Below are 25,086 nucleotides of genomic sequence, written 5' to 3' on the forward strand. Positions count from 1 at the left end.
GCTCTGGACAACCCAAAACCACCTTGCTAGTTTCCGCCAGCTACTTGTTTCAGAGTGTGACAAGTACGTGAAGTTGATATTGAAGTGCCATCACTTCTTTAACTAACAAGGATGTCTGTGATGAAAAGCCTGCAAGGGTTGCCCCGTCTTATCAGTGCTTCGGTAGGCGCGCCCGGCAAAGCCCGCAACTTGCCCGCCGATGTGCAGTGCGTCCAGTACTTATTCAATCTGATCATTCCGAAAATGGGTTTCCCGCTGGCCGAAAACGGCAAGTGCGATGGCCAATTGGTGCAATGCATCAGCCAGTACCAATTCCGTCATCTCAAATATGCCCACCCTGATGGCGTGATCGACCCGACTGGTAAAACCTTCAACAGCCTGATCGAAGAAGCGGTGAAAGTGCCGGTGAAGGCGTTCCCGAGCATGCGTATCCCGAGCTTTCTGAATGTGTTCGGCAACAATCAGGGCGACGCAGTGCAGGCCACGGTCAATGTGTACCTGGACCGCATGCGCGCGATGATCGAGGCCGAGAAGCGCAACCGTCAATTGATGCTGCAGGCCACGTGCGACGGGGGCATGACCCTCAGCGAGACGGATTTCCAGAATGCCGCTACGCAGTTGGGTGGCGGTATTTCGGTGAACATCATCAAGGCCTTCGCCACGGTGGAATCCGGCGGCCGTTCGGGTTTCGGCCCGGCCAAGTTGCCGGTAATCGCGTTCGAAGGGCACCTGTTTCGCAAGTACACCAAGCACATCTACGACCAGGCGCATCCGCTGCTGTCCTACCCCTACAAGAAAAAAGCCGGGCCGCAGTGGCAGACCAATAACAAGGACCAGACCAAGGCCTGGGAAACCATGGCCACCGCGTTTGCGCTGGATCAGGAAGCCGCGTTGATGTCGGCGTCCTGGGGCATGTTTCAGATCATGGGCTTCAACTACGCGTCCTGCGGCTACAAGACGGTGTTTGAATTCTCTGCGGCATTAAAAGTGAATGCCGGTAACCAACTAAAGGCCTTCCTCGGTTTTTGCAGCAAGAGCCCGGCGTTGATGAAAGCCATGAAAGCCAAGGATTTTACCGGCATGGCGCGTAACTATAATGGCGAGGACTATGGCAACTATGACGTCCTTATGCAGAAAGCCTACGAGAAACTTGAAGGGAAAAAATAAGATGATCCGTTTTCTAGCGATGGGCGTGTTGTCGTTGTGCGCCGTAGCCCCTGCGTTTGCCGGTTCGCCCGCGTTGCATTCGGGCAAGTACGAAGGGCTGATGCTGGCGGTGACGCCTGAGCATCAGGTAGAAGGTTACTACTCGGAGGAGATGGGCGAAGGCGTGACCCGCAGTTGCGCGTTCTACCTGCAAGGCAAACCCGCGGCGTTGACCACCTGGGCCGACGCCACCTACCCCGGCAGCGTGGCACCCTCGTCCGATGGCGTGACCCTGACCGTGGCAGAAGGCCGCCAGCATCCGGGTTGCCTCAATGTGCTGATGCCGGAGATCGCCACCGGCCTGGACCTGAGCCAGACCGCCAACACGAAATGGATCGGCCTGGTGAAGGTGTCCGCCGACAAGGCTTACCTGCTGAAAAAACCAAGCGCCAAGGCCGCCAAGCGTCCGTACATCGTCAAGAATGACGTGGTCGGGGTGCTGGCCTTCAAGGATGGCTGGGCCCAGGTCGAGTTCATCAATGCCGATGACCGTTCGTTTACCGGGTGGATCAGCCAGGATCAGTACAGCCGCCTGGCGGCACCCAAAAGCTGATCAGCCGAAGGTTTCGCGCAACAACCCGGCAAACGCATCCCGTGCCAGGTGCCGTTGGGTGTCCTTGTGCCAGAACAGCAGGTTGTCCACCGCCTGCAGCTCCTCGAACCGGTACGACGCCAATTGGTTGGCCTGTTCATAGCGGGCCAGGATGCCCTCCGGCGCCAGTGCCACGCCAATTCCCGCACTGACACAACCGATGATCGTGCCCCAGCTGGCATAGCTGGCAATGGCCGGCTTGAACGCGTGGGGCTTGACCCAGTTCTCCAGCGCTGCACGATAAGGGCAGCCGGGCGGCCATACCAGCAGGGTGCGGCCGGCCAGGTCTTCGGCGCTGTGGATCGGTGCGCTGGAGGCGCTGGCGATCAGCACCAGGCGTTCACTGTAGACCACGCTGTGTTCGAGCTTTGCGCGTTTGTTGCCCGCGGCCACCAGCGCCACGTCCAGGCGGTGGTGTTGCAGGTCATCGAGCAGTTCGCCCCAGGCGCCGGTCACCAGCTCCAGGCTGACATCCGGGTAGCGCCGATGGTATTCGGCCAGCAACGGCGGCAGGCGTCCGCTGGCGCTGGACTCCACAGCACCGATACGCAGGGTGCCACGGGGGATGGCATTGGCATCGACGGCGCGTTTGGATTCGTCCACCAGGGCCAGGATCCGTTCGCAATATTCCAGGAAGATCTCACCGGCCGCACTGATCGCCAGCCCGCGTCCGGCACGGATAAACAGCGGTGTGCCCAACTCGCTTTCCAGCTGCTTGATGCGTGTGGTGATGTTGGATGGCACGCAATGCAATTGCACGGCGGCCTGGGCCACGCTGCCGGTTTGTGCCACGGCGCGCACCATTTTCAGTTGGGCCAGTTCCATTGCTCAGTTCCAGTGATTTCAGAAGTCAGAAACGGTTAATTGTCCTGCGCGTTGCTCGGGCGAAGACTGACGGCATTCCTTCCCCGTTTTCGGATACCGTCGATGAACACCCCGTCCCCCCTGAAGCTTACGCTAGTCATCGCCAGCGTCATCCTCTGTTGGGCCTATTCGCCGATTGGCGTGCACATGGGCCTGCACAGCTACAGCCCTGGCCAGCTTGCGCTATTGCGGTTTTTGATCGCCTCGCTGTTCATGGCCGGCGTGGCGCTGGTGCTCGGCATCGGTCGGCCACGCCTGCGGGATCTGCCGTGGCTGTTGGTGTTGAGTTTTTTCGGCGTGTTCCTGCACCACACCAGCCTCAATTATGGGCAGCAATTCGTGACGGCGGCGGCGTCCAGTGTGCTGGCACAATCGGCGCCGCTGTTCAGCGTGTTGATCGCGTTCTTCTGCTTGAAGGAGCGGGTCAGCCTCTGGCGCTGGAGCTGCGTGCTGCTGGGGTTGCTCGGCGTGCTGGTGGTTATCTGGGGCGATCACGGCGTGGGTGATATTGACCCGCGCGGCTTGCTGATTCTGCTGGCGGCAGTCTCATGGAGCCTGTACTTCGCCATCCAGAAACACTACGCCCATCGCTACAGCCCGCTGACGATGGCGTGCTACATGGTCTGGGCCGGCACCTTGATGCTCTGCGTGAACCTGCCGGGCCTGCCGGCTGCGGTGGTACAGGCGCCGTTGCCCGAGAACCTCGCGGTGCTGGTGCTCGGGGTTTTCCCCAGCGCCCTGGCGTACCTGGCCTGGGGCTATGTGTTGAAACATGTCGAGGTCAGCCGCGCCTCGGTAGCGATGTACCTGATCCCCCCGGTGGCGATGACGATGGCGGCCACGCTGCTCGGTGAGCACATCGCCCTGCAAGTGGTGCTGGGCGGCGTGATCGTGCTGGCCAGCGTGGCCGCCATCAGCCTGGAGGGGCGCTGGCGGTCAGTCGCTCAGGCAAAACGCGCGCAGCCGGTGGCCATCGAGGTCCTGGGCGACGAAGGTGTAGCCGAAATCCAGGGTGGTCGGTGACTGGATGATGGTTGCGCCGCGCTCTACCCATTGATCATGCAGCGCGTCCACCGCGGCCTGGTCAGCCAGGGACAGGCCCACTTCGCCGCCACCCCCGGTGAGCCGGGCCGCCGGTTCCACGGTATGACGCGACCACAGCCCCAGCTTTACGCCATTGTCGAGAATGAACAGCGCGAAGGTCGGGTTGAGTTCCACGGGCGGCTTGTCCAGCAGGCGGCTATAGAAGTTGGCGCTGGTGGCCGGGCTGTCGACGTACAGCAGGAAGTAATGGGCGAGGGTGTTCATGCAGGCTCCTTGGGAATGCGTGTTCGATTCGATGGAGCCAAGTCTATAAGGCGGCATTGTCAGTTTCTGTCAGGAGTCTCACCGGTGTAGAGCCGGATGATCTGCTCGATCTCGCCCGACTGCTGCATGCGCAGCAAGGTGCGCAGGATCAACTGCACCGGCACATTCGGGTCGTTGCGCACGATGCAGCCCAGGCGCTGCTCATCAATCACCGCAACCTTGTGCAGCCGCTTGCCGACCGGCATGCGTTGGTTGAACCGCTCGAGTATCCATTCGTTGCTCACCGCAAACTTGAAGCGCCCGGCCACCAGTTTGTGCAGCACCTGTTCTTCGCTGCGGGCGTCATCGCGGCTGAGCTGGCCGTTGGCGAACAGAGGGTCGAGGGACGCGTAGCGGTAGTTGAGCACAGTGCCGATGGCCTGCGGTGCGAGTGTGTCCAGCTGTATCGGCTTCGGGGGGATGTGGGTGCTCACCAACAGGTTGCGCTGCACCATCAGCGGCACGCTCCAGACGTAATCGCCGGACGCTTCGTCGACCCAGGCCTGGGTGACATAACAGCGTACATCGATATCGCCATGCTCCATGGCGCTTGAGATACGCGCCCGTGCCAACACATGGAATTCGGCCGGCCGTCCGACCTGGGTAGCCAGGCTCAACATCAGGTCATACAAAATGCCCTGGGTGGGCCGGCCGCTGTCCAGTTGCACCATGGGCATCGCCCAGCTGTCGGAAACCGAGAAACGCAACGGTGCGGGCGCTGCCAGGCAAGCCGTGGTGATCATCCATAAAGCGCCCAGGACTACGCGCATACACACTCCGGGTTCAGGCCTTTTTGGGGCCAGCCAGGCAAGCTTAGTCAGATTAGGCGAGCGTGCCGGATGCAATTTCCCCCTTGCTCCGCTAGCATTACCGGCTTCCGCTTCCCAGTTGCGACGGTTTTCGATGAGTTATCAGGTTCTTGCACGTAAATGGCGTCCGCGCTCGTTCCGCGAAATGGTCGGCCAGACCCATGTGCTCAAGGCTCTGATCAATGCCTTGGACAGCCAACGGCTGCACCACGCCTACCTGTTCACCGGTACCCGTGGGGTGGGCAAGACCACCATTGCGCGCATCATCGCCAAATGCCTGAACTGTGAAACCGGTATCACTTCGACGCCCTGCGGCACCTGCTCGGTGTGCAAGGAAATCGACGAAGGGCGTTTCGTCGACCTGATCGAGATCGACGCCGCGAGCCGCACCAAGGTCGAAGACACCCGCGAGTTGCTCGACAACGTGCAGTACGCGCCCAGCCGTGGCCGCTTCAAGGTCTACCTGATCGACGAAGTGCACATGCTGTCCAGCCATTCCTTCAACGCCCTGTTGAAAACCCTGGAAGAGCCGCCGCCCTACGTCAAATTCATCCTGGCCACCACCGATCCGCAGAAACTTCCTGCAACGATTCTGTCGCGGTGCCTGCAGTTCTCCCTGAAAAACATGACCCCCGAGCGGGTGGTCGAGCATTTGACCCATGTGCTGGGCGTCGAGAACGTACCGTTCGAAGACGACGCGCTGTGGTTGCTCGGTCGCGCCGCCGATGGTTCGATGCGCGATGCCATGAGCCTCACCGACCAGGCCATCGCCTTTGGTGAAGGCAAGGTCATGGCCGCCGACGTGCGCGCCATGCTCGGCACCCTCGATCACGGCCAGGTCTTCGACGTGCTGCACGCGCTGATCGAAGGCGACGCCAAGGCGCTGCTCGAAGCCGTGCGCCACCTGTCGGAGCAAGGCCCGGACTGGAACGGCGTGCTCTCGGAAATTCTCAATGTGCTGCACCGTGTCGCCATCGCCCAGGCGCTGCCTGAAGGCGTCGACAACGGCCATGGCGATCGCGACCGCGTGCTGGCCCTGGCCCAGGCGCTGCCGGCTGAAGATGTGCAGTTCTACTACCAGATGGGCCTCATCGGTCGCCGCGACTTGCCCCTGGCGCCCGACCCGCGCGGCGGCTTTGAAATGGTGTTGCTGCGAATGCTGGCGTTCCGGCCCGCTGATTCGGCAGACGCGCCGAGACAGCCGCTAAAGCCAGTGGGGATCAGCCAGGCCACAGTTGATTCCGCCAAACCAGTGGCTGGCGTGGCGCAGGTCGCACCAGTGGTTGCTGCACCTGCACCGGTGCCTGAACCTGTGGCAGCTGCGCCAGTGGTCGAGCCGGCACCCATTGTCGAGCCCGAGCCGGTCGTCGACCTGCCCTGGAATGATCCGGTCGAAGCAGACGCCGAGGCCGAGCAAGCGCCCGCCGTGGAGCCTGTGCTGGAAACCAGCGGCGAGCAGCCCGAACTGACACCGATGCCCACGCCGACTCCGGATAGCGTGGTGCCGGATGCCCCCGAATGGGTGTCTGCCCCCGTCCCCGAGCCGACCGTGGCCCAGGTGGAAGCCGCCACGCCGGGTATCGACCTCGACGACGAACCGCCGCTGGACGAAGACTACATCGAGCCGGACATGGATTCGGCCTACAGCTACCTGGACGACCTGGCCAGCGAGCACACCGCCGAACCGGCCCCCGAGCCCGAAGCGGAACCCGCTGCGGCCCCCGCCACCGGCCTGGCCCTGCAATGGCTGGAGCTGTTCCCGAAACTGCCGATCTCCGGCATGACCGGGAGCATCGCCGCCAACTGCACATTGATCTCCATCGAAGGCGACCACTGGCTGTTGCACCTGGACCCGGCCCACAGCGCCCTGTTCAACGCGACCCAGCAGCGCCGTCTCAACGATGCGCTGAACCAGTACCATGGGCGCACGCTGACCATCGCCATAGAGCTGATCAAGCCCGAGCAGGAAACCCCGGCCCAGGCCGCGACTCGTCGGCGCATCAACCGCCAGCGTGAGGCCGAGGATTCGATCCATGCCGATCCGCTCATCCAGCAAATGATGCAACAGTTCGGTGCGGTCATCCGTCACGATACTATTGAACCTGTCGAAGCCCCGGTGCCCCAAGCGTCATAAAACCGGGCTACTTATTGATCCACGTACTTTTGAGGTGATTCCCATGATGAAAGGTGGCATGGCCGGCCTGATGAAGCAGGCGCAGCAGATGCAGGAAAAAATGGCCAAGATGCAGGAAGAACTGGCCAACGCCGAAGTCACCGGTAAAGCCGGTGGCGATATGGTCAGCGTGGTGATGACTGGTCGTCACGACATCAAGCGCGTGAGCATCGACCCGAGCCTGCTCGAAGGCGTCAGCGATGATGACCGCGAAGTGCTGGAAGACTTGTTCGCCGCGGCCGTCAACGACGCTGTGCGCAAGATCGAAGCCAACAGCCAGGACAAAATGTCCGGCGTGACCGCGGGCATGCAACTGCCTCCGGGCATGAAGCTGCCGTTCTGATCGGCGTGCTTTAGCTAGACTCCAATGCCAGGCCTTGTGCCTGGCATTTTTGTTTGTGCCAATTGGATCGAACCCGGGCACGCCACGCATGGTCTGCACCCTATACCGATGGATTCGATAAAGGAGCCCCTTCATGCCTCAAGAACCGACCCTGAACCAGCGCATCGTCCTGGTCTCGCGCCCCCAGGGCGCACCCACCCCGGAAAATTTCCGCCTGGAACGGGTGAACCTGCCGGAGCTGGCAGACGGCCAGGTCCTGCTGAAAACCCTGTACCTGTCCCTCGACCCCTACATGCGCGGCCGCATGAGCGATGCACCGTCCTACGCGGCGCCGGTAGAAATCGACGAAGTGATGACCGGTGGCGCTGTCAGTCGTATCGAGCAGTCGCGTAATCCGAAATTCGAAGTGGGCGACCTGGTGGTGGGTGCTACCGGTTGGCAGAGTCACAGCATTTCCGATGGTCGCAACCTGATGCCGGTGCCCAAGGGCCTGGCCAGCCCGTCGATGGCACTGGGCGTGCTGGGTATGCCGGGCATGACGGCCTACATGGGCCTGATGGACATCGGTCAGCCCAAGGCCGGGGAAACCCTGGTGGTGGCGGCCGCGTCCGGCGCGGTGGGCTCGGTGGTCGGGCAGGTAGCCAAGCTCAAGGGCTTGCGTGTGGTCGGGATCGCGGGGGGCGCAGAAAAGTGCCGCTATGCAGTGGACGAGCTGGGCTTTGATGCCTGCGTCGATCACAAGAGCGCGACCTTTGCCGATGACCTGGCGCAGACGTGCTTCAAGGGCGTCGATATCTATTTTGAAAACGTCGGCGGCAAGGTGTTCGATGCGGTGGTGCCGTTGTTGAATCCGAAGGCTCGCATTCCGCTGTGCGGGCTGATCGCCGGCTACAACGCCCATGAAGCCCCCAGCGGGCCTGATCGTTTGCCGGCACTGCAACGTACCTTGTTGACCAAGCGTGTGCGTATCCAGGGCTTTATCGTGTTCGATGACTACGGTGACCGCCAGCCTGAATTCCTCAGCGCCATGGCGCCGTGGGTGCGCGACGGCAAGATCAAGTTCCGCGAGGATGTGGTCGACGGTCTGGAGCAGGCGCCCGAAGCCTTTATCGGTTTGCTGGAAGGGCGCAATTTCGGCAAGTTGGTGGTACGCGTCGCGCAGGATTGAGTATTTGACGCTAATCCGGGGCGCGGGTATAAACCGCGTCTCGTTGTTTTGTCGGACCCATGCCCATGAGCTTCAGCCCCCTGATTCGCCAACTGATCGACGCCCTGCGCACATTGCCGGGTGTCGGCCAGAAAACCGCCCAGCGTATGGCGCTGCAACTGCTGGAGCGTGATCGCAGCGGCGGCACCCGATTGGCCCAGGCCTTGAGCCAGGCCATGACCGGCGTGGGTCACTGTCGCCAGTGTCGCACCCTCACCGAAGAAGAACTCTGCCCGCAATGCGCCGACCCGCGTCGCGACGACACGCTGCTGTGCGTGGTGGAAGGGCCGATGGATGTATACGCGGTGGAGCAGACCGGCTATCGCGGGCGCTACTTCGTGCTCAAGGGCCACCTGTCGCCCCTGGACGGCCTTGGCCCGGAAGCCATCGGCATTCCGCAACTGGTGGCGCGCATCGAAGAGCAGGGCACCTTTACCGAAGTGATCCTGGCCACCAACCCGACGGTGGAAGGCGAGGCAACCGCGCATTACATTGCCCAACTGCTCACCAACAAAGGTCTGATCACCTCGCGCATTGCCCATGGCGTGCCGCTGGGTGGCGAGTTGGAATTGGTCGATGGCGGCACGCTGGCGCATTCATTCGCCGGCCGCAAACCTATCGCGCTCTGACTCCATGGCTTGATAACCAAGCAAGCGCTTGGTAATTTCGCTGCACCTCACCGTGGAGCTTGCCGATGTCTGCCTATCAGGACTACTTCGACCCCAGCCACCAATTGGTCCGCGACAGCGTGCGTCGCTTTGTCGAGCGCGAGATGCTGCCGGGTATCGAGCAATGGGAGGAGGCCGAAAGCTTTCCCCGGGAGTTGTACCTCAAGGCCGGAGCGGCGGGCATCCTCGGTATCGGTTATCCCGAAGCTTTCGGCGGCAGCCACGAAGGTGATCTGTTTGCCAAGGTCGCGGCCAGCGAGGAACTGATGCGCTGTGGTTCCGGTGGCGTGGTGGCAGGCTTGGGGTCGCTCGATATCGGTTTGCCGCCGGTGGTCAAATGGGCCAGGCCCGAGGTCCGCGAACGGGTGGTGCCCCAGGTGCTGGCCGGCGAAAAGATCATCGCCCTGGCAGTCACCGAACCGGGTGGCGGTTCTGATGTGGCCAGCCTGCAAACCCGGGCCATTCGTGACGGCGACCATTACCGCGTCAGCGGCAGCAAGACTTTCATTACCAGCGGCATCCGCGCCGATTTCTACACCGTCGCCGTCCGCACTGGCGGGCCGGGCTTTGCCGGGATCAGCCTGCTGCTGATCGAAAAAGACACTCCCGGTTTTACCGTCGGCCAGCCCCTGAAGAAAATGGGCTGGTGGGCGTCGGACACGGCTGAATTGTTCTTCGACGATTGTCGGGTGCCCGTAGGCAACCTGATCGGCGCCGAAAACATGGGCTTTGCCTGCATCATGGGCAACTTCCAGAGCGAGCGCCTGGCCCTGGCGCTCATGGCCAACATGACCGCGCAACTGGCCCTGGAGGAAAGCCTCAAATGGGCCGCCGAGCGCGAAGCCTTCGGCAAACCCATCGGCAAATTCCAGGTGATCAAGCATCGCCTGGCGGAAATGGCCACCGCCGTGGAGGTCTCTCGGGAGTTCACTTATCGGCAGGCAGCAAAGATGGCCGCCGGTATCAGCGTGATCAAGGAGATATCCATGGCCAAGAACCTTGCCACCGACACCGCCGACCGCGTCACCTACGACGCGGTGCAGATCCTCGGGGGCCAGGGTTATATGCGTGGCAGCCTGGTGGAGCGGTTGTATCGCGACAACCGTATCCTCTCCATCGGTGGCGGCACCCGTGAGGTAATGAATGAAATCATCAGCAAGCAGATGGGCTTCTGATCTTTAGTGCCTTTCAGTGCCTCATCGGGGGCAAGCCCCCTCCCACACTTGACCGGTTCACAGATCAAAATGTGGGAGGGGGCTTGCCCCCGATGGCGTCAGCCCAGGCAAGCGTTATTGTTCAGTCAGCGCAAACTGCGTCAGGCAGAATGTCGCAATCCCCATGTCCTCCAAACGTTGCGACCCCCCCAGCTCCGGCAAATCAATGATCGCCGCGGCCTCGAAGATCTTCGCGCCCATGCGGCGTACCAGGTTCGCCGCCGCGATCAGGGTGCCGCCGGTGGCGATCAGGTCATCGAACATCAACACCGAGTCGCCTTCGCACAGGCTGTCGGCGTGCACTTCGAGGAAGGCCTCGCCGTACTCGGTCTGGTAACCCTCGGCCAGCACGTCAGCGGGCAGCTTGCCCTGCTTGCGGAACAGGATCAGCGGCTTGTTCAGTTGGTAGGCGATGATCGAACCGATCAGGAAACCCCGCGCATCCATGGCGCCGATATGGGTGAAATCGGTCTCGACGTAGCGGTGGGCAAAGGTGTCGGCCACCAGGCGCAGGGCTCGGGGCGATTGGAACAGCGGCGTGATGTCACGAAAGATCACCCCGGGCTTGGGGAAGTCGATGACGGGACGGATCAGGGATTTGATGTCGAACGAATCGAAGGTCATCGTCGAAGAGTCCTGGGGCTGGAAACGGACTCGAAGTATACCTGCGGCCTCGCCGGTTGGCGCGGCCGCAAGTGTCTGCGTCAACCGTCTAACGAACCACCGGCCAGCGCGCACAACTGGATAGGGTCGAGGATATGCACTTCCTTGCCTTCGGCGGCGATCAGCTCGTTCTGCTGGAAACGGGTAAATACGCGGGACACGGTTTCCACCGCCAGGCCCAGGTAGTTGCCGATTTCGTTGCGCGACATGCTCAGGCGGAACTGGTTGGCCGAGAAACCCCGGGCACGGAACCGCGCCGACAGGTTGACCAGGAAGGTCGCGATGCGCTCGTCGGCGGTTTTCTTCGACAACAGCAGCATCATTTGCTGGTCGTCACGAATCTCGCGGCTCATTACGCGCATCAACTGGCGGCGCAGTTGCGGCAATTGCAGGGCCAGCTCGTCAAGGCGCTCGAAGGGGATTTCGCACACCGAGGTTGTCTCCAGCGCCTGGGCCGACACCGGGTGGATCTCGGTGTCCATGCCCGACAAGCCCACCAGTTCGCTGGGCAGGTGGAAACCGGTGAGCTGTTCTTCGCCGCTGTCGCTCAGGCTGAATGTCTTCAACGCACCCGAGCGTACTGCATAAACGGAATCGAACTTATCGCCCTGGCGAAACAGGAACTCGCCTTTTTTCAGCGGGCGACCACGTTTAACGATCTCGTCCAGCGCATCCATGTCTTCCAGATTCAACGAAAGTGGCAAGCAGAGGGGGGCCAGGCTGCAATCCTTGCAATGAGCCTGGCTGTGAGCGCGCAGTTTAACTGGCTCGGACATTTCTTAAATCCTTGTGGGAAAACACACATAAGACGTAAGGGTAACGCACTGTGGGCTGGTGAGGCCAGCGTGTACAAAAAACCAGCAACGGTATAAAGAATTTTGTGTCGCCGCCGATACAAAGTCACGAATCCTTGAGCTTGGAGGCTCGATATCATGATTTCCATCGGTGCAACGAACGCTGCACGCACTCAGGTGCAGTCCTTTGCGGAGCCGAAAGACTTGGTGGCAGAGGCCAGGCTCACCAAGGCTGCCAAAGCGCTCAAGGACGCTACTGAGGCGCCGCTGCGGGAAAAAAAGGACGAGGAGGGGGTGAAGGTGACCTTTTCCGGAGCTGCCTTGAAAGCCCTGACGGAGGCCAAGAAACCCAGCAACGACATCGAAGACAGCGGTCTGCCGGATAACGTCCAGCAGGTTCTCAAGATGATTCGCAAGCTCAAGGAGCAGATCGCCGAGAAGCAGGCCGAACTGCAAGCCGTGATGGCGGACAAGAGCCTCAGCCCCGACGAGGCACGGATCAAGGTCAGCAATCTGCAAGGGGCGCTTGCCCAGTTGCAAGCGAGCCTGATGACTGCACAAACCTCCCTGGCCAAGGCCATGAAAGGCCTCAGCGGGGAAGACGCGTTGAAGGCCGGCTCCCTCGCTATGGCGTAGGGTGTTTCAGATCACCCGCGAAAACCGCTGCCTGTTCTGGTGCTCCAGGTAGGCATCGAACACCATGCACACCGAACGCACCAGCAGGCGCCCGGCTGGCAAAACGCGAATGCCTTGGGCGTCGAGTTCGATCAGGCCATCCTCGGCCATCGCCGTCAGTTGCGGCCAGATGTCGTCGAAATACCCGCGAAAGTCCATGTTGAAGGCCTGCTCGATCGTCTCGAATGCCAGGCTGAAATTGCAGATCAACTGCTGAATCACCTCCCGCCGCAAGCGATCGTCCGTGGTACAGACCAGGCCGCGACTGGTGGCCAGTTGCGCGCCGGCCAGGGTGTTCTGGTAGGCGTTGAGGTCACTGCTGTTCTGGCAGTACAGGTCGCCGATCTGGCTGATCGCTGACACCCCGAGCCCGATCAAGTCGCAATGACCGTGGGTGGTATAGCCCTGGAAATTGCGCTGCAGGGTGCCTTCTTCCTGGGCGATGGCCAACTCGTCGTCGGGCAGGGCGAAGTGGTCCATGCCGATGTAACGGTAGCCGGCCTGGGTCAGTTGCTCGATGGTGGTTTGCAGCATCAGCAGCTTTGACGCCGGGGACGGCAGTTCATCGGTGTTGATGCGCCGCTGGGGCATGAAACGTTCGGGCAGGTGAGCGTAGTTGAACACCGACAAGCGGTCGGGTTGCAGCCTGATCACCTCCTCCACGGTGCGCGCAAAATTGATCGGCGTTTGCTTGGGCAGGCCGTAGATCAGGTCGACATTGATCGAGCGAAATTGCAGGGTGCGTGCGGCATCGATCACCGCGCGGGTTTCTTCCAGGCTTTGCAGGCGGTTGACTGCCCGTTGTACCTCGGGGTCGAGGTCTTGCAGGCCGATACTCACACGGTTGAAACCCAGTTCGCGCAGCAGGCCCATGGTGGCCCAATCCGCTTCGCGTGGGTCGATCTCGATGCCGTAGTCGCCCGAATCGTCATCCAGCAAATTGAAGTGCTGGCGCAGGCAGCTCATCACCTGGCGCAATTCGTCGTGGCTGAGAAAGGTCGGGGTGCCGCCGCCGAAGTGCAGCTGTTCCACCGGCTGTCTGGGGTCGAGGTGGCACGCCACCAGCTGGATTTCCTGCTCCAGGCGTTGCAGGTAGGCCTGGGCGCGGCCACGGTCCTTGGTGATGACCTTGTTGCAGGCGCAGTAGTAGCAGATGTTCGCGCAGAACGGCACATGCACATACAACGACAGCGGCCGCACCGCCTTGCGGCTGTCGCGCAGGGCGTGGAGCAGGTCGAAGGTGCCGACCTGGCTGTCGAATTGTACGGCGGTAGGGTAGGACGTGTAGCGCGGTCCCGCCAGGTCGTAGCGGTGAATCAGATCGGTATCCCAACGAATGGCGTCGAGCATGCGGGCGTTCCCCCGGATAGGCTAGTGGGCCGAGTCTAGGGGCGTGGCGGGGATGGCATCTTGATTTGCATCAACGGGGAGCGGCGCTATGCCACATGGCGATTTAGTGGCCCATCAACCAGTGCTGGTGCGGGCCGGGCAACGTCCAGATACCGAAGAGTATGACCAGCACGCCACCGGTCATACGCACGCTGCGTTTGCGCAATAATGCAGTGACCCGTTCTGCGGCCAGGCCGGTAGCCAACAGCACCGGCCAGGTCCCCAGCCCGAACGCCAGCATCAGCAACCCGCTGTCCAGCGCATTGCCCTGGCTCGCCGCCCATAGCAGCGTGCTGTAGACCAATCCGCACGGCAACCATCCCCACAACGCGCCCAGCAGCAATGCACGCGGTACGTTGGACACGGGCAGCAAACGGTTGGCGACCGGCTGTATATAGCGCCATAGGCCGCGTCCGAGGCTTTCGATACGGGTGAGACCGCTCCACCAGCCCGCCAGGTACAGGCCCATGCTGATCAACAGCAGGCCGGCGAGCACGCGCATGAACATCGCCGCGGGGCTGTTCGCCACCGCCCAGCCGGCGAGGCCGATCAACACGCCGGCCGCGGCATAGCTGAGGATGCGTCCCAGGTTGTAGGCCAGCAGCAGTTGAAACCGGCGACCGCGTTGCTCCTTGGGGATCGCCAGGGTCAGCGCGCCCATCAACCCGCCGCACATGCCCAGGCAATGGCCTCCACCGAGCAGGCCGAGGATCAGTGCAGAGACCAGCAGCGGCGCCAGCTCAAGCATGAGGCGGGTCTTTTGGTGGTTGTTCGGAGTGGTTGGCCTCTTCGACGCCGGCCAGGTGGTTCGGGTCCTGGTCGTCGAACAGCACGCTATGGGCCGGGCCGTCGAGGTCGTCGTACTGGCCGCTGTCCACCGCCCAGAAGAAGATGTAGATGGCCACGCCCACTAACAGCAGCGCCGCCGGGATCATTACGTATAAAGCTGGCATCTGCACTCCATGCCCACGCGGCTCACACTGGCAGCGGGCGGGTTACTGAGGGGGCTCGGGCGGCCGGCGCGCTCGGCAGGCGAGTCAGGCGCAGGGCATTGAGCACCACGGTCAACGAACTGAGGGACATGCCGATCGCCGCCCAGATGGGAGTGATCCAGCCCAGGGCGGCAAACGGCAGCATAAGGCCATTGTACAACCCGGCCCACAGCAGGTTTTCAATGATTACCCGGCGAGTGCGCCGCGCCAGAGTAAAGGCTTGCACCAGGGCGTCCAAGCGGTTTGACAGCAACACCGCATCGGCGCTGGTCTTGGCCAGGTCGGTGGCCGTGCCCATCGCCACGCTGATGTCCGCGGCGGCGAGTACCGGCACATCGTTGACACCGTCGCCAAGCATCAGCACTTTGCGGCCTTGCTTGTGCAGTTGCTGAAGGACCTGCAGTTTGTCATCCGGACGCAGGCCGCCGTGGGCCTCGTCGATACCCAGCTCGGCGGCGACGCTGGCGACCATCGGCGAACTGTCCCCGGACAGCAATAGCGTGCGCCAACCCCGCGCCTTGCACGCGGCCAGCAATGCAGGCGCATCACTGCGCAGGCGGTCGTCGAGCACGAACCAGGCCAGGGCGCCGTCGCGGTCGCCGAGTAATAGCCATTGGCCGCAAACCTCCGGCGCTGCCGGGATCGGGCAACCACTGAGTTCGCAGACAAAGCCCGGCTGGCCAATGCGCAATACGCGCTCGCCGACGCGACCTTCAAGGCCCAGTCCTGGCGAACTGACGACCTCATCGGCGGCCACTGGCGCACGCCCAAAGGCGCGGGCAATCGGGTGTTCGGAGCGGTTTTCCAGGGCGGCGGCGAGGCTCAGGCACAGGTCGGTACTCAAGGTGCCCAGCGGGCGTATGGCTCTCAACGCCAGGCGCCCTTCGGTGAGGGTGCCGGTCTTGTCGAAGATCACCGTGTCGATCTGGTTGAGCCCTTCCAGCACATGGCCGCGCGTCAACAGCAGCCCGAGTTTGTGCAAGGTGCCGGTGGCGGCGGTGAGGGCGGTAGGTGTCGCAAGGGACAACGCGCAGGGGCAGGTCGCCACCAGCATCGCCAGCACAATCCAGAACGCCCGCGACGCATCCAGCTCCCACCACAGCAAGCCGATCAGCGCGGCGGCGATCAGCGAGCACAACAGGAACCACTGTGCGGCGCGGTCGGCGATCTGCGCCAGGCGTGGTTTATCGGCCTGGGCGCGCTCCAGCAGGCGCACGATGGCGGACAGGCGCGTGTCATGGCCCAAGGCACGCACTTCGACGGTCAATGCCCCCTCGACATTCAGCGTGCCTGCCGTGACCGCATCGCCGCTTTGGCGCGGTTGCGGCAGGTACTCACCGGTGAGCAGGGATTCATCGATGCTCGATTGCCCGTCGAGGATCACGCCATCCGCCGGCAGCACGGCGCCGGGGTGCACCAGCACGCAGTCGCCCAGGGTCAGTTCGGGGAGCAGGATGCGCTCGCTCTGGCCGTCGGCCTTGAGTCGCAGGCACGAGGCTGGCAGCAGGTTCACCAGTTGCGCCGTCGCGGCGGCCGTGCGCTCCCTGGCGCGGCGCTCCAGGTAACGGCCGGCCAGCAGGAACAACGCAAACATGCCCACCGCATCGAAGTACAACTCGCCCACGCCGGTGATTGCCGTCCAGATGCCCGCCAGGTAAGCCCCGCCGATGGCCAGGGACACCGAGACATCCATGGTCAGGTGGCGCGTGCGCAAGTCGCGCAAGGCGCCCTTGAAAAACGGTGCGCAGCTGTAGAACACGATGGGTGTTGTAAGAAACATCGCCACCCAGCGCAGGATCACGTGCAGCTCCGGGCTCAGGTCGATATTGAATTCCGGCCAGGTAGCCATGGTTGCCATCATTGCCTGGAACCACAGCAAGCCGGCCACGCCCAATTGGCGCAGGGCCAGGCGATTTTCGCCGGCCAGCTGCTCGGCAGCGCGATCGGCCTGATAGGGGTGAGCGGCGTAGCCGATATGGCGCAGTTCACTGAGCAGTTGGCTCAATGGCAGTTGCCCATCAACCCAACGAACGTTCAGGCGGTGGTTGGACAGGTTCAACCGCGCCTCGGCCACGGCGGGCAAGCTGCGCAGGTGTTTCTCGATCAGCCAGCCGCAGGCGGCGCAGCTGATGCCCTCCATCAGCAGGGTGGTTTCGGCCAGCTCGCCCTCGTGGCGCACGAAGGGTCTCTGCACGTCGGCGCGGTCATACAGTGCCAACTCGTCGACCAGTTGCACCGGCAGCATCTCAGGGTTGGCCGAGGCTTCGCTGCGGTGCTGGTAATAACTTTCCAGGCCACCGGCCACGATGGCTTCGGCCACGGCCTGGCAGCCGGGGCAGCAGAGTTCGCGGCGCTCACCGAGGATGACCGTGGTGAAACGGCTACCGGAGGGGACGGGGAGGGCGCAGTGGTAGCAGGGGGTGGTCATGGCTTGGGAATCTATGGTGGCTGGTAGGGCCTCATCGGGGGCAAGCCCCCTCCCACATTTGACTGATTTCACCAATAGATATGTGTAAACCCAATCCAGTGTGGGAGGGGGCTTGCCCCCGATGCGCGAAGCGCAGGCTTTTTACTTTTTCAGGTCTTCGGCACCCTGCAACGGTTCATCACCCAGCAGCAAGTCCTTGTCGTGGCTGACTTGTTCTTCCTCGAACATGCGCCAGGTCCGGTCGCCTTCCACGCCGAGCAACTCGACGAACCGCCGGCCTTCGACCTTGTCGGTGACCTGGCCGATGTAGCGGCCGGGCTCGCTGTCGCTGCGGGCCAGGTTGATCTTGCGGTCTTTCTCCGGCTGGGTCGGGGAAATCAGGTTCAATTCCAGGGTTTTCGGGTTGCTGTCGCCGGTGAGGTTGACCTCGACTTCACCGGTCAGCTCATCCAGGTGCACCTTGGCGCGCAGTTGCAAGGTCTGGGCCAGCAGCTCACGGTCCAGGGAGCGGTTGATGCCTTTGCCGGCCTCGTAGTAGTTGTCGTTGACCAGGTTGTCCGGGTTGTTCACCGCGATGGTCACCATGGACAGGGTCAAGGTCACCGAACAGGCCAGGATGCCGATGATGATCCACGGCCAGAGGTGCTTGTACCAAGGGCTTGCGGCGGTTGCTACGGACATTGTTCGGTTCCCTGTTAGCGGACTTGAGGGCCGATGAATCGGCTCCTGGCTTCAATATGGACGCTGGCGTCATCGGCATCGGTGAGGATGAATTTCACCTCGTTGGTGCTCGACGGCAATTGTTCCGGCGCACTCGACAGCTCCACCGGCATGCTGACGATATCGCCGGCCGCCACCTTGATCTCCCGGCGGCCTTGCAGCTTGAGGTCGGGCAGGCCGGCGGCATCGAGCACGTAGGTGTGGTCGCGTTGGTCCTTGTTCATGATCTTCAGGCTGTAGACGTTTTCGATGCGGCCTTCGGCGTTCTCGCGGTACAGCACGCGGTCCTTGCTCACGTCGAAACCCACCAGCGAGCGCATGAAGAACGCCGCCACCAGCAGGCTGATCATCGCCAGCAACACCAGGGCGTAGCCGATCAGGCGCGGGCGCAGCTTGTGGGTTTTCTGCCCGGACAGGTTGTGCTCGGTGGTGTAGCTGATCAGGCCGCGCGGGTACTCCATCTTGTCCATGATGTTGTCGCAGGCATCGATACAGGCGGCGCAGCCGATGCACTCGATCTGCAGGCCGTCGCGGATGTCGATACCGGTGGGGCACACCTGCACGCACATCGTGCAATCGATGCAATCGCCCAGGCCCTGGGCCTTGTAGTCGGTGCCTTTTTTACGCGGGCCACGCAGTTCGCCGCGGCGTGGGTCGTAGGAAACGATCAGGGTGTCCTTGTCGAACATCACGCTCTGGAAGCGCGCGTACGGGCACATGTAGATGCACACCTGTTCGCGCAGCCAGCCGGCGTTGCCGTAGGTGGCAAGGGTGAAGAAACCCACCCAGAAATACGACCAGCCATCGGCCTGGCCGGTGAAAAAGTCGAACACCAGTTCGCGGATCGGCGAGAAGTAGCCGACAAAGGTCATGCCGGTGACAAAGCCGATCAACAGCCACAGGGTGTGCTTGCTGAATTTGCGCAGGAATTTGTTGGCGCCCATCGGTGCCTTGTCGAGCTTGATGCGCTGGTTGCGGTCGCCTTCGGTGACCTTCTCACACCACATGAAGATCCACGTCCACACGCTCTGCGGACAGGTGTAGCCGCACCACACGCGACCGGCGTACACCGTGATGAAGAACAGGCCAAACGCGGCAACGATGAGAATGCCCGAGAGCAGGATGAAGTCCTGGGGCCAGAAAGTTGCCCCGAAAATGAAGAACTTGCGCTCGGGCAGGTTCCACCACACGGCCTGGTGGCCACCCCAGTTCAGCCACACCGTGCCGAAGTACAGCAGGAACAGACCGGCCCCGCCGAGCATGCGCAAGTTGCGGAACAGGCCGGTGAAGGCGCGCGTGTAGATTTTCTCTCGCGAGGCGTAGAGGTCGACGGTTTTGGCAGGCGGGGTAACGTCATGTACCGGTATCTGGTTACTCATCATTGCATCCCACGGCGGTGGAGATTTGCCTTGGCCAGTACGTGCCAGCCGGGGTCAAATTAGGGGTGTTGCAGTGGTGTAATGATACGCCCCCGGTGGTGCTGAAAGGGGGCGACCTAAGTGATCTGGATCAATTGATCTGGCAAGTATGGCCGGTTTTGGCTGGCCCGGTTCTCTGAAACACTGCGGATCCAATGTGGGAGGGGGCTTGCCCCCGATAGCGGTGGATCAGCGACAGATGCACTGACTGACACACTGCAATCGGGGGCAAGCCCCCTCCCACATTGGTATTGCAGCGGCTTTTATTGCTCTTCAGCCTTCTTATCCCCATGGGACAAGCTGTACACATACGCCGCCAGCAAGTGCACCTTGTCATTGCCTTGCAGCTGTTCCTGCGCCGGCATCTGGCCCTGGCGGCCCCAACGGATGGTCTGTTGCAGTTGGGCGAAGCTCGAGCCGTAGATGAAGGCGCCCGGGTGGGTCAGGTCGGGCGCGCCCATGGCAGGAGTGCCTTTACCGGCCGGGCCGTGGCAGGCCACGCAGTTGGCGGCGAAGAGTTTCTCGCCGTTGGCCACATCGGCTTTCACGCCTTCGGGCAGTTTGCGCCCGTCGAGGTTGGTGAGCACGAACGCAGCCACATCGCTGACGCCTTGCTCCTTGAGGATATCCAACCAGGCCGGCATCACCGCATGACGGCCCTTCATGATGGTTTCCTTGATGGTGGCAGGCTCGCCGCCCCAGCGCCAGTCGGCATCGGTCAGGTTGGGGAAGCCATAGGCGCCCTTGGCATCGGAACCGTGGCACACCGAGCAGTTGGAGGCGAACAGGCGACCCCCCATCTTCAACGCTTGCGGGTCCTTGGCCACTTCTTCAATCGGCATCGACGCGAATTTGGCGAAGATCGGCCCGAACTTGGCGTCCGACCTGGCCATTTCCTTTTCCCATTCGTGCACGCCGGTCCAGCCGGTCTGGCCATTGGCGAAGGGGGTTTGCTTGTCGGTGTCGAGGTAGTTGTAGCCCGGCAGCAGGCCCTTCCAGTTGCCCAGGCCGGGGTACAGCGCCAGGTAGCCGAGGGCGAAGACGATGGTGCCGACGAACAGCATGAACCACCACTTGGGCAGCGGGTTGTCGTATTCCTCGATGCCGTCGAACGAATGGCCGACGGTCTCGTCGGTTTGCTCGGCGCGCTGGCCCTTGCGGGTCGACAGCAGCAGCCAGGTCAGGGCGAAGATGGTACCCAGACTGAGGACTGTGACGTACAGACTCCAGAACGTAGTCATTCTTTGTTACTCCTAGAAGCTTGCTCGACGTGCTTGATGGCTTCGGGATCATCCGCAAAGGGCAGCAAGGTCGCGTCTTCAAACTCCGACTTGCGCTTGGGGCTGAACACCCACAACGCCAGGCCGATAAAGGCCACCATCACCACAACGGTGCCCAGGCCACGAATCATCCCGATATCCATAGATCACCGTTTGCTTTTGATGATGGTGCCCAGGCCCTGCAGGTAGGCCACCAGTGCGTCCATTTCGGTCTTGCCCTTCACGGCGGCCGCTGCACCGGCGATGTCTTCGTCGGTGTAGGGCACGCCCAGGGTGCGCAAGACCTCCATCTTCTTCGCGGTGTCCTTGCCGTCGAGCTTGTTTTCCACGAGGAACGGGTACGCCGGCATTTTCGACTCAGGCACCACATTGCGCGGGTTGTACAGGTGCGCACGCTGCCAGTCATCGGAGTAACGCCCGCCGACACGGGCCAGGTCCGGGCCGGTACGCTTGGAACCCCACAGGAACGGGTGGTCCCACACGCTTTCACCGGCGACCGAGTAGTGGCCGTAGCGTTCGGTTTCGGCACGGAACGGGCGGATCATCTGCGAGTGGCAGCCGACACAGCCGTTGGCGATGTAGACGTCGCGGCCTTCCAGTTCAAGGGCGGTGCGCGGCTTCATGCCTTCCACCGGCTTGTTGGTCACGTCCTGGAAAAACAGCGGAACGATCTGGGTCAGGCCGCCGATACTCACGGCGATGACCATGAAGAAGGCCAGCAGGCCGATATTCTTCTCGACTACTTCATGCTTCATCAGTGAGCTCCCACAACGGCGATCTTGGCGGCGGCTTCGGCTTCTGCCGGGTCGGCGGCACGCACGGTGCGCCAGACGTTGTAGGCCATCAGGAACATGCCGGAGGCAAAGAATGCACCGCCCAGGGCGCGCACGATGTAACCCGGATGGCTGGCTTGCAGCGCTTCGACGAAGGAGTAGGTGAGGGTGCCGTCATCGTTGATGGCTCGCCACATCAGGCCCTGAGTGATGCCGTTGACCCACATCGAGGCGATGTAGAGCACGGTGCCGATGGTGGCCAGCCAGAAGTGCGCGTTGATCAGGCCAACGCTGTGCATCTGCGGACGGCCGAACAGTTTGGGGATCATGTGGTACAGCGCGCCGATGGAGATCATCGCCACCCAACCGAGGGCGCCGGCGTGTACGTGGCCGATGGTCCAGTCGGTGTAGTGGGACAGCGAGTTGACGGTCTTGATCGCCATCATCGGCCCTTCGAAGGTCGACATGCCGTAGAACGCCAGCGACACCACCAGGAAGCGCAGGATCGGATCGGTGCGCAATTTATGCCAGGCGCCGGACAGGGTCATCATGCCGTTGATCATGCCGCCCCAGCTCGGGGCCAGCAGGATGATCGACATCGCCATGCCCAGGGACTGTGCCCAGTCCGGCAACGCGGTGTAGTGCAAGTGGTGCGGGCCGGCCCAGATGTACAGGGTGATCAGCGCCCAGAAATGCACGATGGACAGGCGGTACGAGTAAATGGGACGTTCGGCCTGTTTCGGCACGAAATAGTACATCATCCCCAGGAAACCCGTGGTGAGGAAGAAACCCACGGCGTTGTGGCCGTACCACCACTGGATCATCGCGTCCGTGGCCCCGGCGTAGGCCGAGTAGGACTTGAACAGGCTCACCGGCAACGAGGCGTGGTTGACGATGTGCAGCATCGCCGTCACCAGGATGAACGCGCCGTAGAACCAGTTGCCCACGTAGATGTGCTTGGTCTTGCGCTTGACGATGGTGCCGAAGAACACCACGGCGTAGGTCACCCACACGATGGCGAGCAAAATGGCGATGGGCCATTCCAGCTCGGCGTATTCCTTGGTGGTGGTGTAGCCCAGTGGCAGGGTGACGATGGCGCCAACGATGACTGCTTGCCAACCCCAGAAGGTGAAGGCCGCAAGGCTGTCGGAGATCAGTCGCGTCTGGCAGGTTCGCTGCACGACATAGTAGGAGGTGGCAAACAATGCACATCCGCCGAAGGCGAAGATCACCAGGTTGGTGTGCAGCGGGCGCAGGCGGCCAAAGGTCGTCCATGGCAAACCGAAATTCAATTCCGGCCAGACCAGTTGCGAGGCGATGAACACCCCGAGCCCCATGCCAAGGATCCCCCAGACCACCGTCATGATGGCGAACTGGCGGACTACCTTATAGTTATAAGCAGTCGGACTGATTGCTGTGCTCATTCTAAGGTTCCACGGTTTAGGTTTTTTTATAGGTAAAATCGGCCGCAAGTATGTAGAAAGCGAGGGGTCATTGCAACGCAATGACTGACCTGTATCAATGCGTTCCACGCCAGATTCTGCGCCCTTTCCATGTTTGGTGTAAGGACAAAATCGGAAATCGAAAGCTGATCGAGTGGACAGGAAAATTCGAGGGTCGCAACGAATGTCGTTGCGTACGCCAGGATCGGTCCGCTGTGGGAACAAGCGTAGACCCGAAAGTGAGGAGGGGAAAGTTGTGCTTTGGAGGGGTGTGACACTTGGTCGCGTACAGCGCCAGGGTTGCCGCCCCAAAATGGGGCGGCGATCAGAGGTTATTGCGCCTGGCTTTCTGGCGTTGCGCCATCAGCGTTGTGGGACAGGCTGTAAACGTAGGCGGCCAGCAGATGCACCTTGTCATTGCCTTGCAGCACTTCCTGCGCCGGCATCTGGCCCTGGCGGCCGTGGCGGATGGTCTGCTGCAACTGCGCGAGGCTGGTGCCGTAGATGTAGCCGGCCGGTTTGGTCAGGTCGGGTGCGCCCATGGCTTCCATGCCGTGGCCTTCCGGCCCGTGGCAGGCGACACAGGTGGTGTTGAAGGCTGCCTGGCCGGCAGCCACATCGGCGCTGCTGTCGGCGGGCAGGGGCAACTTGGCCAGGTCGTGGCGAACAAAGGCCGCAACGTTTTTTACACCCTCATCGCCGAGCATGTCACCCCAGGCCGGCATCGCCGCGTGGCGACCGTTGAGGATGGTGGTCTTGATCGCCTCGGCCGAACCGCCCCAGCGCCAGATGTTGTCCGCCAGGTTCGGGAAGCCAAACGCGCCCTTGGCGTCCGAGCCGTGGCACACCGCGCAGTTGGAGGCGAACAGGCGACCGCCCATTTTCAGCGCTTGCGGGTCTTTGGCCACTTCTTCCACGGGCATGGCCGAGAATTTGGCGAAGATCGGCCCGAACTTGGCGTCGGCCTTGGCCATTTCCTTGTCCCATTCCTTGGCCTGGGTCCAGCCGTCTTCATAGCCCGGCAACACGCCTTTCCAGTTGCCCAGGCCCGGGTAGAGGATCAGGTAGCCGACCGCGAACACCAGGGTGCCGGCGAACAGCATGAACCACCACTGGGGCAGCGGGTTGTCGTATTCCTCGATACCGTCGAAGGCGTGGCCCATGGTCTGGTCGACGCTGCCCTTGGTCTCGCCCTTGCGGGTGCCGACCAGCAGCCAGGTCAAGCCGATCAGGCTGCCGAGGGTCAGTACGCAGATCCATGTACTCCAGAATAGGGTCATGGCCGGGTGCTCCTTATTGCAGGCTCTTCTTGAGCGTCGGATGGAGAGGGTTCATCGGCGAAGGGCAGCAGGCGCGCCTGCTCGAATTCCGCATTGCGCCGGTTGTTGAACACCCACAGCGACAGGCCGATAAAGGCGATGGCAACCACCAGCGTGCCGAGGCCGCGGATGGTGCCTGCATCGAATTCAAATCCCATGGCTCACCTCTTGCTCTTGATGGCGGTGCCGAGCACTTGCAGGTACGAGACCAGCGCGTCCATCTCGGTCTTGCCCTTGAGGCTGGCCACGGCGCCACTGATGTCGTCGTCGGTGTACGGCACGCCGAGGGTGCGCATCACTTTCAACTTGGTCTCGGTGTGGCTGCTGTCGACGGCGGCGGTGACCAGCCATGGATAGGCAGGCATTTTCGACTCGGGCACCACGTTGCGCGGGTTATACAGGTGCGCGCGGTGCCAGTCGTCCGAGTAGCGTGCGCCGACGCGCGCCAGGTCCGGACCGGTGCGCTTGGAGCCCCACAGGAACGGGTGGTCCCACACACTTTCACCGGCGACCGAGTAATGGCCGTAGCGTTCGGTTTCGGCACGGAAGGGGCGGATCATCTGCGAGTGGCACTGTACGCAGCCTTCGCGGATGTAGATGTCGCGGCCTTCCAGTTGCAGCGCGGTGTAGGGTTTCATGCCCTCCACCGGCTTGTTGGTCACGTCCTGGAAGAACAGCGGGACGATCTGGGTCAGGCCACCGATGCTCACGGCAAGCACCATGAGCAGCATCAGCAGGCCGACGTTCTTTTCAATCGTTTCGTGTTTCAT

General features: G+C 62.1%; 27 protein-coding genes. 9 read left to right on the plus strand and 18 right to left on the minus strand.

What is annotated here, in order from left to right; translation table 11 throughout:
* Window positions 1-120: 120 nt before the first annotated feature.
* Together BM026_RS16430 and BM026_RS16435 are read left to right on the plus strand one after the other, a co-directional pair.
* Window positions 121-1,167 carry an N-acetylmuramidase family protein gene (locus BM026_RS16430; protein ID WP_058427350.1) on the plus strand — a complete coding sequence of 349 codons (1,047 nt, stop codon included), beginning with the start codon at window positions 121-123 and terminating at the stop codon, window positions 1,165-1,167.
* A 1-nt stretch (window position 1,168) separates the two neighbouring features.
* On the plus strand, window positions 1,169-1,759 hold the full coding sequence (locus BM026_RS16435) for a hypothetical protein (protein ID WP_093529371.1): 591 nt from the start codon (window positions 1,169-1,171) through the stop codon (window positions 1,757-1,759).
* Here BM026_RS16435 and BM026_RS16440 read toward each other — a convergent pair whose 3' ends face one another.
* On the minus strand, window positions 1,760-2,623 hold the full coding sequence (locus tag BM026_RS16440) for a LysR family transcriptional regulator (protein WP_071491380.1): 864 nt from the start codon (window positions 2,621-2,623) through the stop codon (window positions 1,760-1,762).
* A gap of 102 nt (window positions 2,624-2,725) precedes the next feature.
* On the opposite strand from BM026_RS16440, the gene BM026_RS16445 reads away from it, so the two are divergent.
* On the plus strand, window positions 2,726-3,685 hold the full coding sequence (locus tag BM026_RS16445; protein ID WP_071491379.1) for a DMT family transporter: 960 nt from the start codon (window positions 2,726-2,728) through the stop codon (window positions 3,683-3,685).
* Here BM026_RS16445 and BM026_RS16450 read toward each other — a convergent pair.
* Window positions 3,599-3,970 carry a VOC family protein gene (locus BM026_RS16450; protein WP_071491378.1) on the minus strand — a complete coding sequence of 124 codons (372 nt, stop codon included), beginning with the start codon at window positions 3,968-3,970 and terminating at the stop codon, window positions 3,599-3,601. The two genes, BM026_RS16445 and BM026_RS16450, sit on opposite strands and share 87 nt — an antisense overlap.
* A 59-nt stretch (window positions 3,971-4,029) precedes the next feature.
* Window positions 4,030-4,779, minus strand: coding sequence for a substrate-binding periplasmic protein (locus BM026_RS16455; RefSeq protein ID WP_093529374.1), 750 nt, complete (start codon window positions 4,777-4,779; stop codon window positions 4,030-4,032).
* Between the two features lie 133 nt (window positions 4,780-4,912).
* Here BM026_RS16455 and dnaX point away from each other — a divergent pair, with 133 nt between their 5' ends.
* From dnaX to BM026_RS16480, 5 genes are all read left to right on the plus strand, one after another.
* On the plus strand, window positions 4,913-6,952 hold the full coding sequence (dnaX, locus tag BM026_RS16460) for a DNA polymerase III subunit gamma/tau (RefSeq protein WP_093529377.1): 2,040 nt from the start codon (window positions 4,913-4,915) through the stop codon (window positions 6,950-6,952).
* Window positions 6,953-6,995: 43 nt separating this feature from the next.
* Window positions 6,996-7,334 (plus strand): YbaB/EbfC family nucleoid-associated protein, encoded by a 339-nt coding sequence (locus tag BM026_RS16465; RefSeq protein ID WP_017527493.1) that lies wholly within the window; start codon window positions 6,996-6,998, stop codon window positions 7,332-7,334.
* A gap of 133 nt (window positions 7,335-7,467) precedes the next feature.
* Window positions 7,468-8,502 carry an NADP-dependent oxidoreductase gene (locus tag BM026_RS16470; protein ID WP_093529380.1) on the plus strand — a complete coding sequence of 345 codons (1,035 nt, stop codon included), beginning with the start codon at window positions 7,468-7,470 and terminating at the stop codon, window positions 8,500-8,502.
* A 65-nt stretch (window positions 8,503-8,567) separates the two neighbouring features.
* Window positions 8,568-9,170 (plus strand): recombination mediator RecR, encoded by a 603-nt coding sequence (gene recR / locus BM026_RS16475; RefSeq protein WP_015885312.1) that lies wholly within the window; start codon window positions 8,568-8,570, stop codon window positions 9,168-9,170.
* A gap of 65 nt (window positions 9,171-9,235) precedes the next feature.
* Window positions 9,236-10,384: an acyl-CoA dehydrogenase family protein gene (locus tag BM026_RS16480; protein WP_093122070.1), complete on the plus strand. Its 1,149-nt coding sequence runs from the start codon at window positions 9,236-9,238 to the stop codon at window positions 10,382-10,384.
* A gap of 114 nt (window positions 10,385-10,498) precedes the next feature.
* On the opposite strand, the gene BM026_RS16485 is transcribed toward BM026_RS16480, so the two are convergent.
* The gene (locus BM026_RS16485) at window positions 10,499-11,047 is read right to left on the minus strand and encodes an adenine phosphoribosyltransferase (RefSeq protein ID WP_071491373.1); all 549 of its coding nucleotides are present in this window, start codon (window positions 11,045-11,047) and stop codon (window positions 10,499-10,501) included.
* An 80-nt stretch (window positions 11,048-11,127) separates the two neighbouring features.
* Entirely contained in the window at window positions 11,128-11,862 is a 735-nt protein-coding gene (gene fnr, locus BM026_RS16490; RefSeq protein WP_071491372.1) for a fumarate/nitrate reduction transcriptional regulator Fnr, read from the minus strand.
* Between the two features lie 156 nt (window positions 11,863-12,018).
* On the opposite strand from fnr, the gene BM026_RS16495 reads away from it, so the two are divergent.
* Complete coding sequence (locus BM026_RS16495; protein WP_093529383.1) at window positions 12,019-12,516, plus strand: hypothetical protein; 498 nt, start codon at window positions 12,019-12,021, stop codon at window positions 12,514-12,516.
* 6 nt (window positions 12,517-12,522) lie between these two features.
* On the opposite strand, the gene hemN is transcribed toward BM026_RS16495, so the two are convergent.
* The 13 genes from hemN to ccoO (BM026_RS16560) form a co-directional block, all read right to left on the minus strand.
* Entirely contained in the window at window positions 12,523-13,905 is a 1,383-nt protein-coding gene (gene hemN, locus BM026_RS16500; protein ID WP_093122076.1) for an oxygen-independent coproporphyrinogen III oxidase, read from the minus strand.
* Window positions 13,906-14,008: 103 nt separating this feature from the next.
* Window positions 14,009-14,692, minus strand: a complete 684-nt coding sequence (locus BM026_RS16505; protein ID WP_093122081.1) for a sulfite exporter TauE/SafE family protein — start codon at window positions 14,690-14,692, stop codon at window positions 14,009-14,011.
* Window positions 14,685-14,897 carry a cbb3-type cytochrome oxidase assembly protein CcoS gene (ccoS, locus tag BM026_RS16510; RefSeq protein ID WP_092242829.1) on the minus strand — a complete coding sequence of 71 codons (213 nt, stop codon included), beginning with the start codon at window positions 14,895-14,897 and terminating at the stop codon, window positions 14,685-14,687. The genes BM026_RS16505 and ccoS overlap by 8 nt, the downstream gene beginning before the upstream one ends.
* Window positions 14,898-14,919: 22 nt before the next feature.
* Complete coding sequence (locus BM026_RS16515; RefSeq protein ID WP_093529386.1) at window positions 14,920-17,364, minus strand: heavy metal translocating P-type ATPase; 2,445 nt, start codon at window positions 17,362-17,364, stop codon at window positions 14,920-14,922.
* Window positions 17,365-17,505: 141 nt separating this feature from the next.
* Window positions 17,506-18,045 (minus strand): FixH family protein, encoded by a 540-nt coding sequence (locus BM026_RS16520; protein WP_093529389.1) that lies wholly within the window; start codon window positions 18,043-18,045, stop codon window positions 17,506-17,508.
* A gap of 14 nt (window positions 18,046-18,059) precedes the next feature.
* Complete coding sequence (gene ccoG / locus BM026_RS16525; RefSeq protein ID WP_093529392.1) at window positions 18,060-19,463, minus strand: cytochrome c oxidase accessory protein CcoG; 1,404 nt, start codon at window positions 19,461-19,463, stop codon at window positions 18,060-18,062.
* Window positions 19,464-19,765: 302 nt separating this feature from the next.
* Window positions 19,766-20,743: a cytochrome-c oxidase, cbb3-type subunit III gene (gene ccoP / locus BM026_RS16530; RefSeq protein ID WP_071491366.1), complete on the minus strand. Its 978-nt coding sequence runs from the start codon at window positions 20,741-20,743 to the stop codon at window positions 19,766-19,768.
* Window positions 20,740-20,925, minus strand: coding sequence for a CcoQ/FixQ family Cbb3-type cytochrome c oxidase assembly chaperone (locus BM026_RS16535; RefSeq protein WP_003175465.1), 186 nt, complete (start codon window positions 20,923-20,925; stop codon window positions 20,740-20,742). The genes ccoP (BM026_RS16530) and BM026_RS16535 overlap by 4 nt, the downstream gene beginning before the upstream one ends.
* A 3-nt stretch (window positions 20,926-20,928) precedes the next feature.
* On the minus strand, window positions 20,929-21,537 hold the full coding sequence (ccoO, locus tag BM026_RS16540; protein ID WP_003193167.1) for a cytochrome-c oxidase, cbb3-type subunit II: 609 nt from the start codon (window positions 21,535-21,537) through the stop codon (window positions 20,929-20,931).
* Window positions 21,537-22,979, minus strand: coding sequence for a cytochrome-c oxidase, cbb3-type subunit I (gene ccoN, locus BM026_RS16545; RefSeq protein ID WP_071491365.1), 1,443 nt, complete (start codon window positions 22,977-22,979; stop codon window positions 21,537-21,539). Before ccoN ends, ccoO (BM026_RS16540) begins: the two co-directional genes overlap by 1 nt.
* A gap of 350 nt (window positions 22,980-23,329) precedes the next feature.
* Window positions 23,330-24,277, minus strand: coding sequence for a cytochrome-c oxidase, cbb3-type subunit III (gene ccoP / locus BM026_RS16550; protein ID WP_058427331.1), 948 nt, complete (start codon window positions 24,275-24,277; stop codon window positions 23,330-23,332).
* On the minus strand, window positions 24,274-24,474 hold the full coding sequence (locus tag BM026_RS16555; RefSeq protein ID WP_010208563.1) for a cbb3-type cytochrome oxidase subunit 3: 201 nt from the start codon (window positions 24,472-24,474) through the stop codon (window positions 24,274-24,276). Before BM026_RS16555 ends, ccoP (BM026_RS16550) begins: the two co-directional genes overlap by 4 nt.
* Before the next feature lie 3 nt (window positions 24,475-24,477).
* Window positions 24,478-25,086: a cytochrome-c oxidase, cbb3-type subunit II gene (ccoO, locus tag BM026_RS16560; RefSeq protein WP_017735321.1), complete on the minus strand. Its 609-nt coding sequence runs from the start codon at window positions 25,084-25,086 to the stop codon at window positions 24,478-24,480.

The sequence above is a fragment of the Pseudomonas sp. NFPP24 genome (assembly GCF_900112095.1).
GTDB classification, from domain to species: Bacteria; Pseudomonadota; Gammaproteobacteria; order Pseudomonadales; family Pseudomonadaceae; genus Aquipseudomonas; species Aquipseudomonas extremorientalis.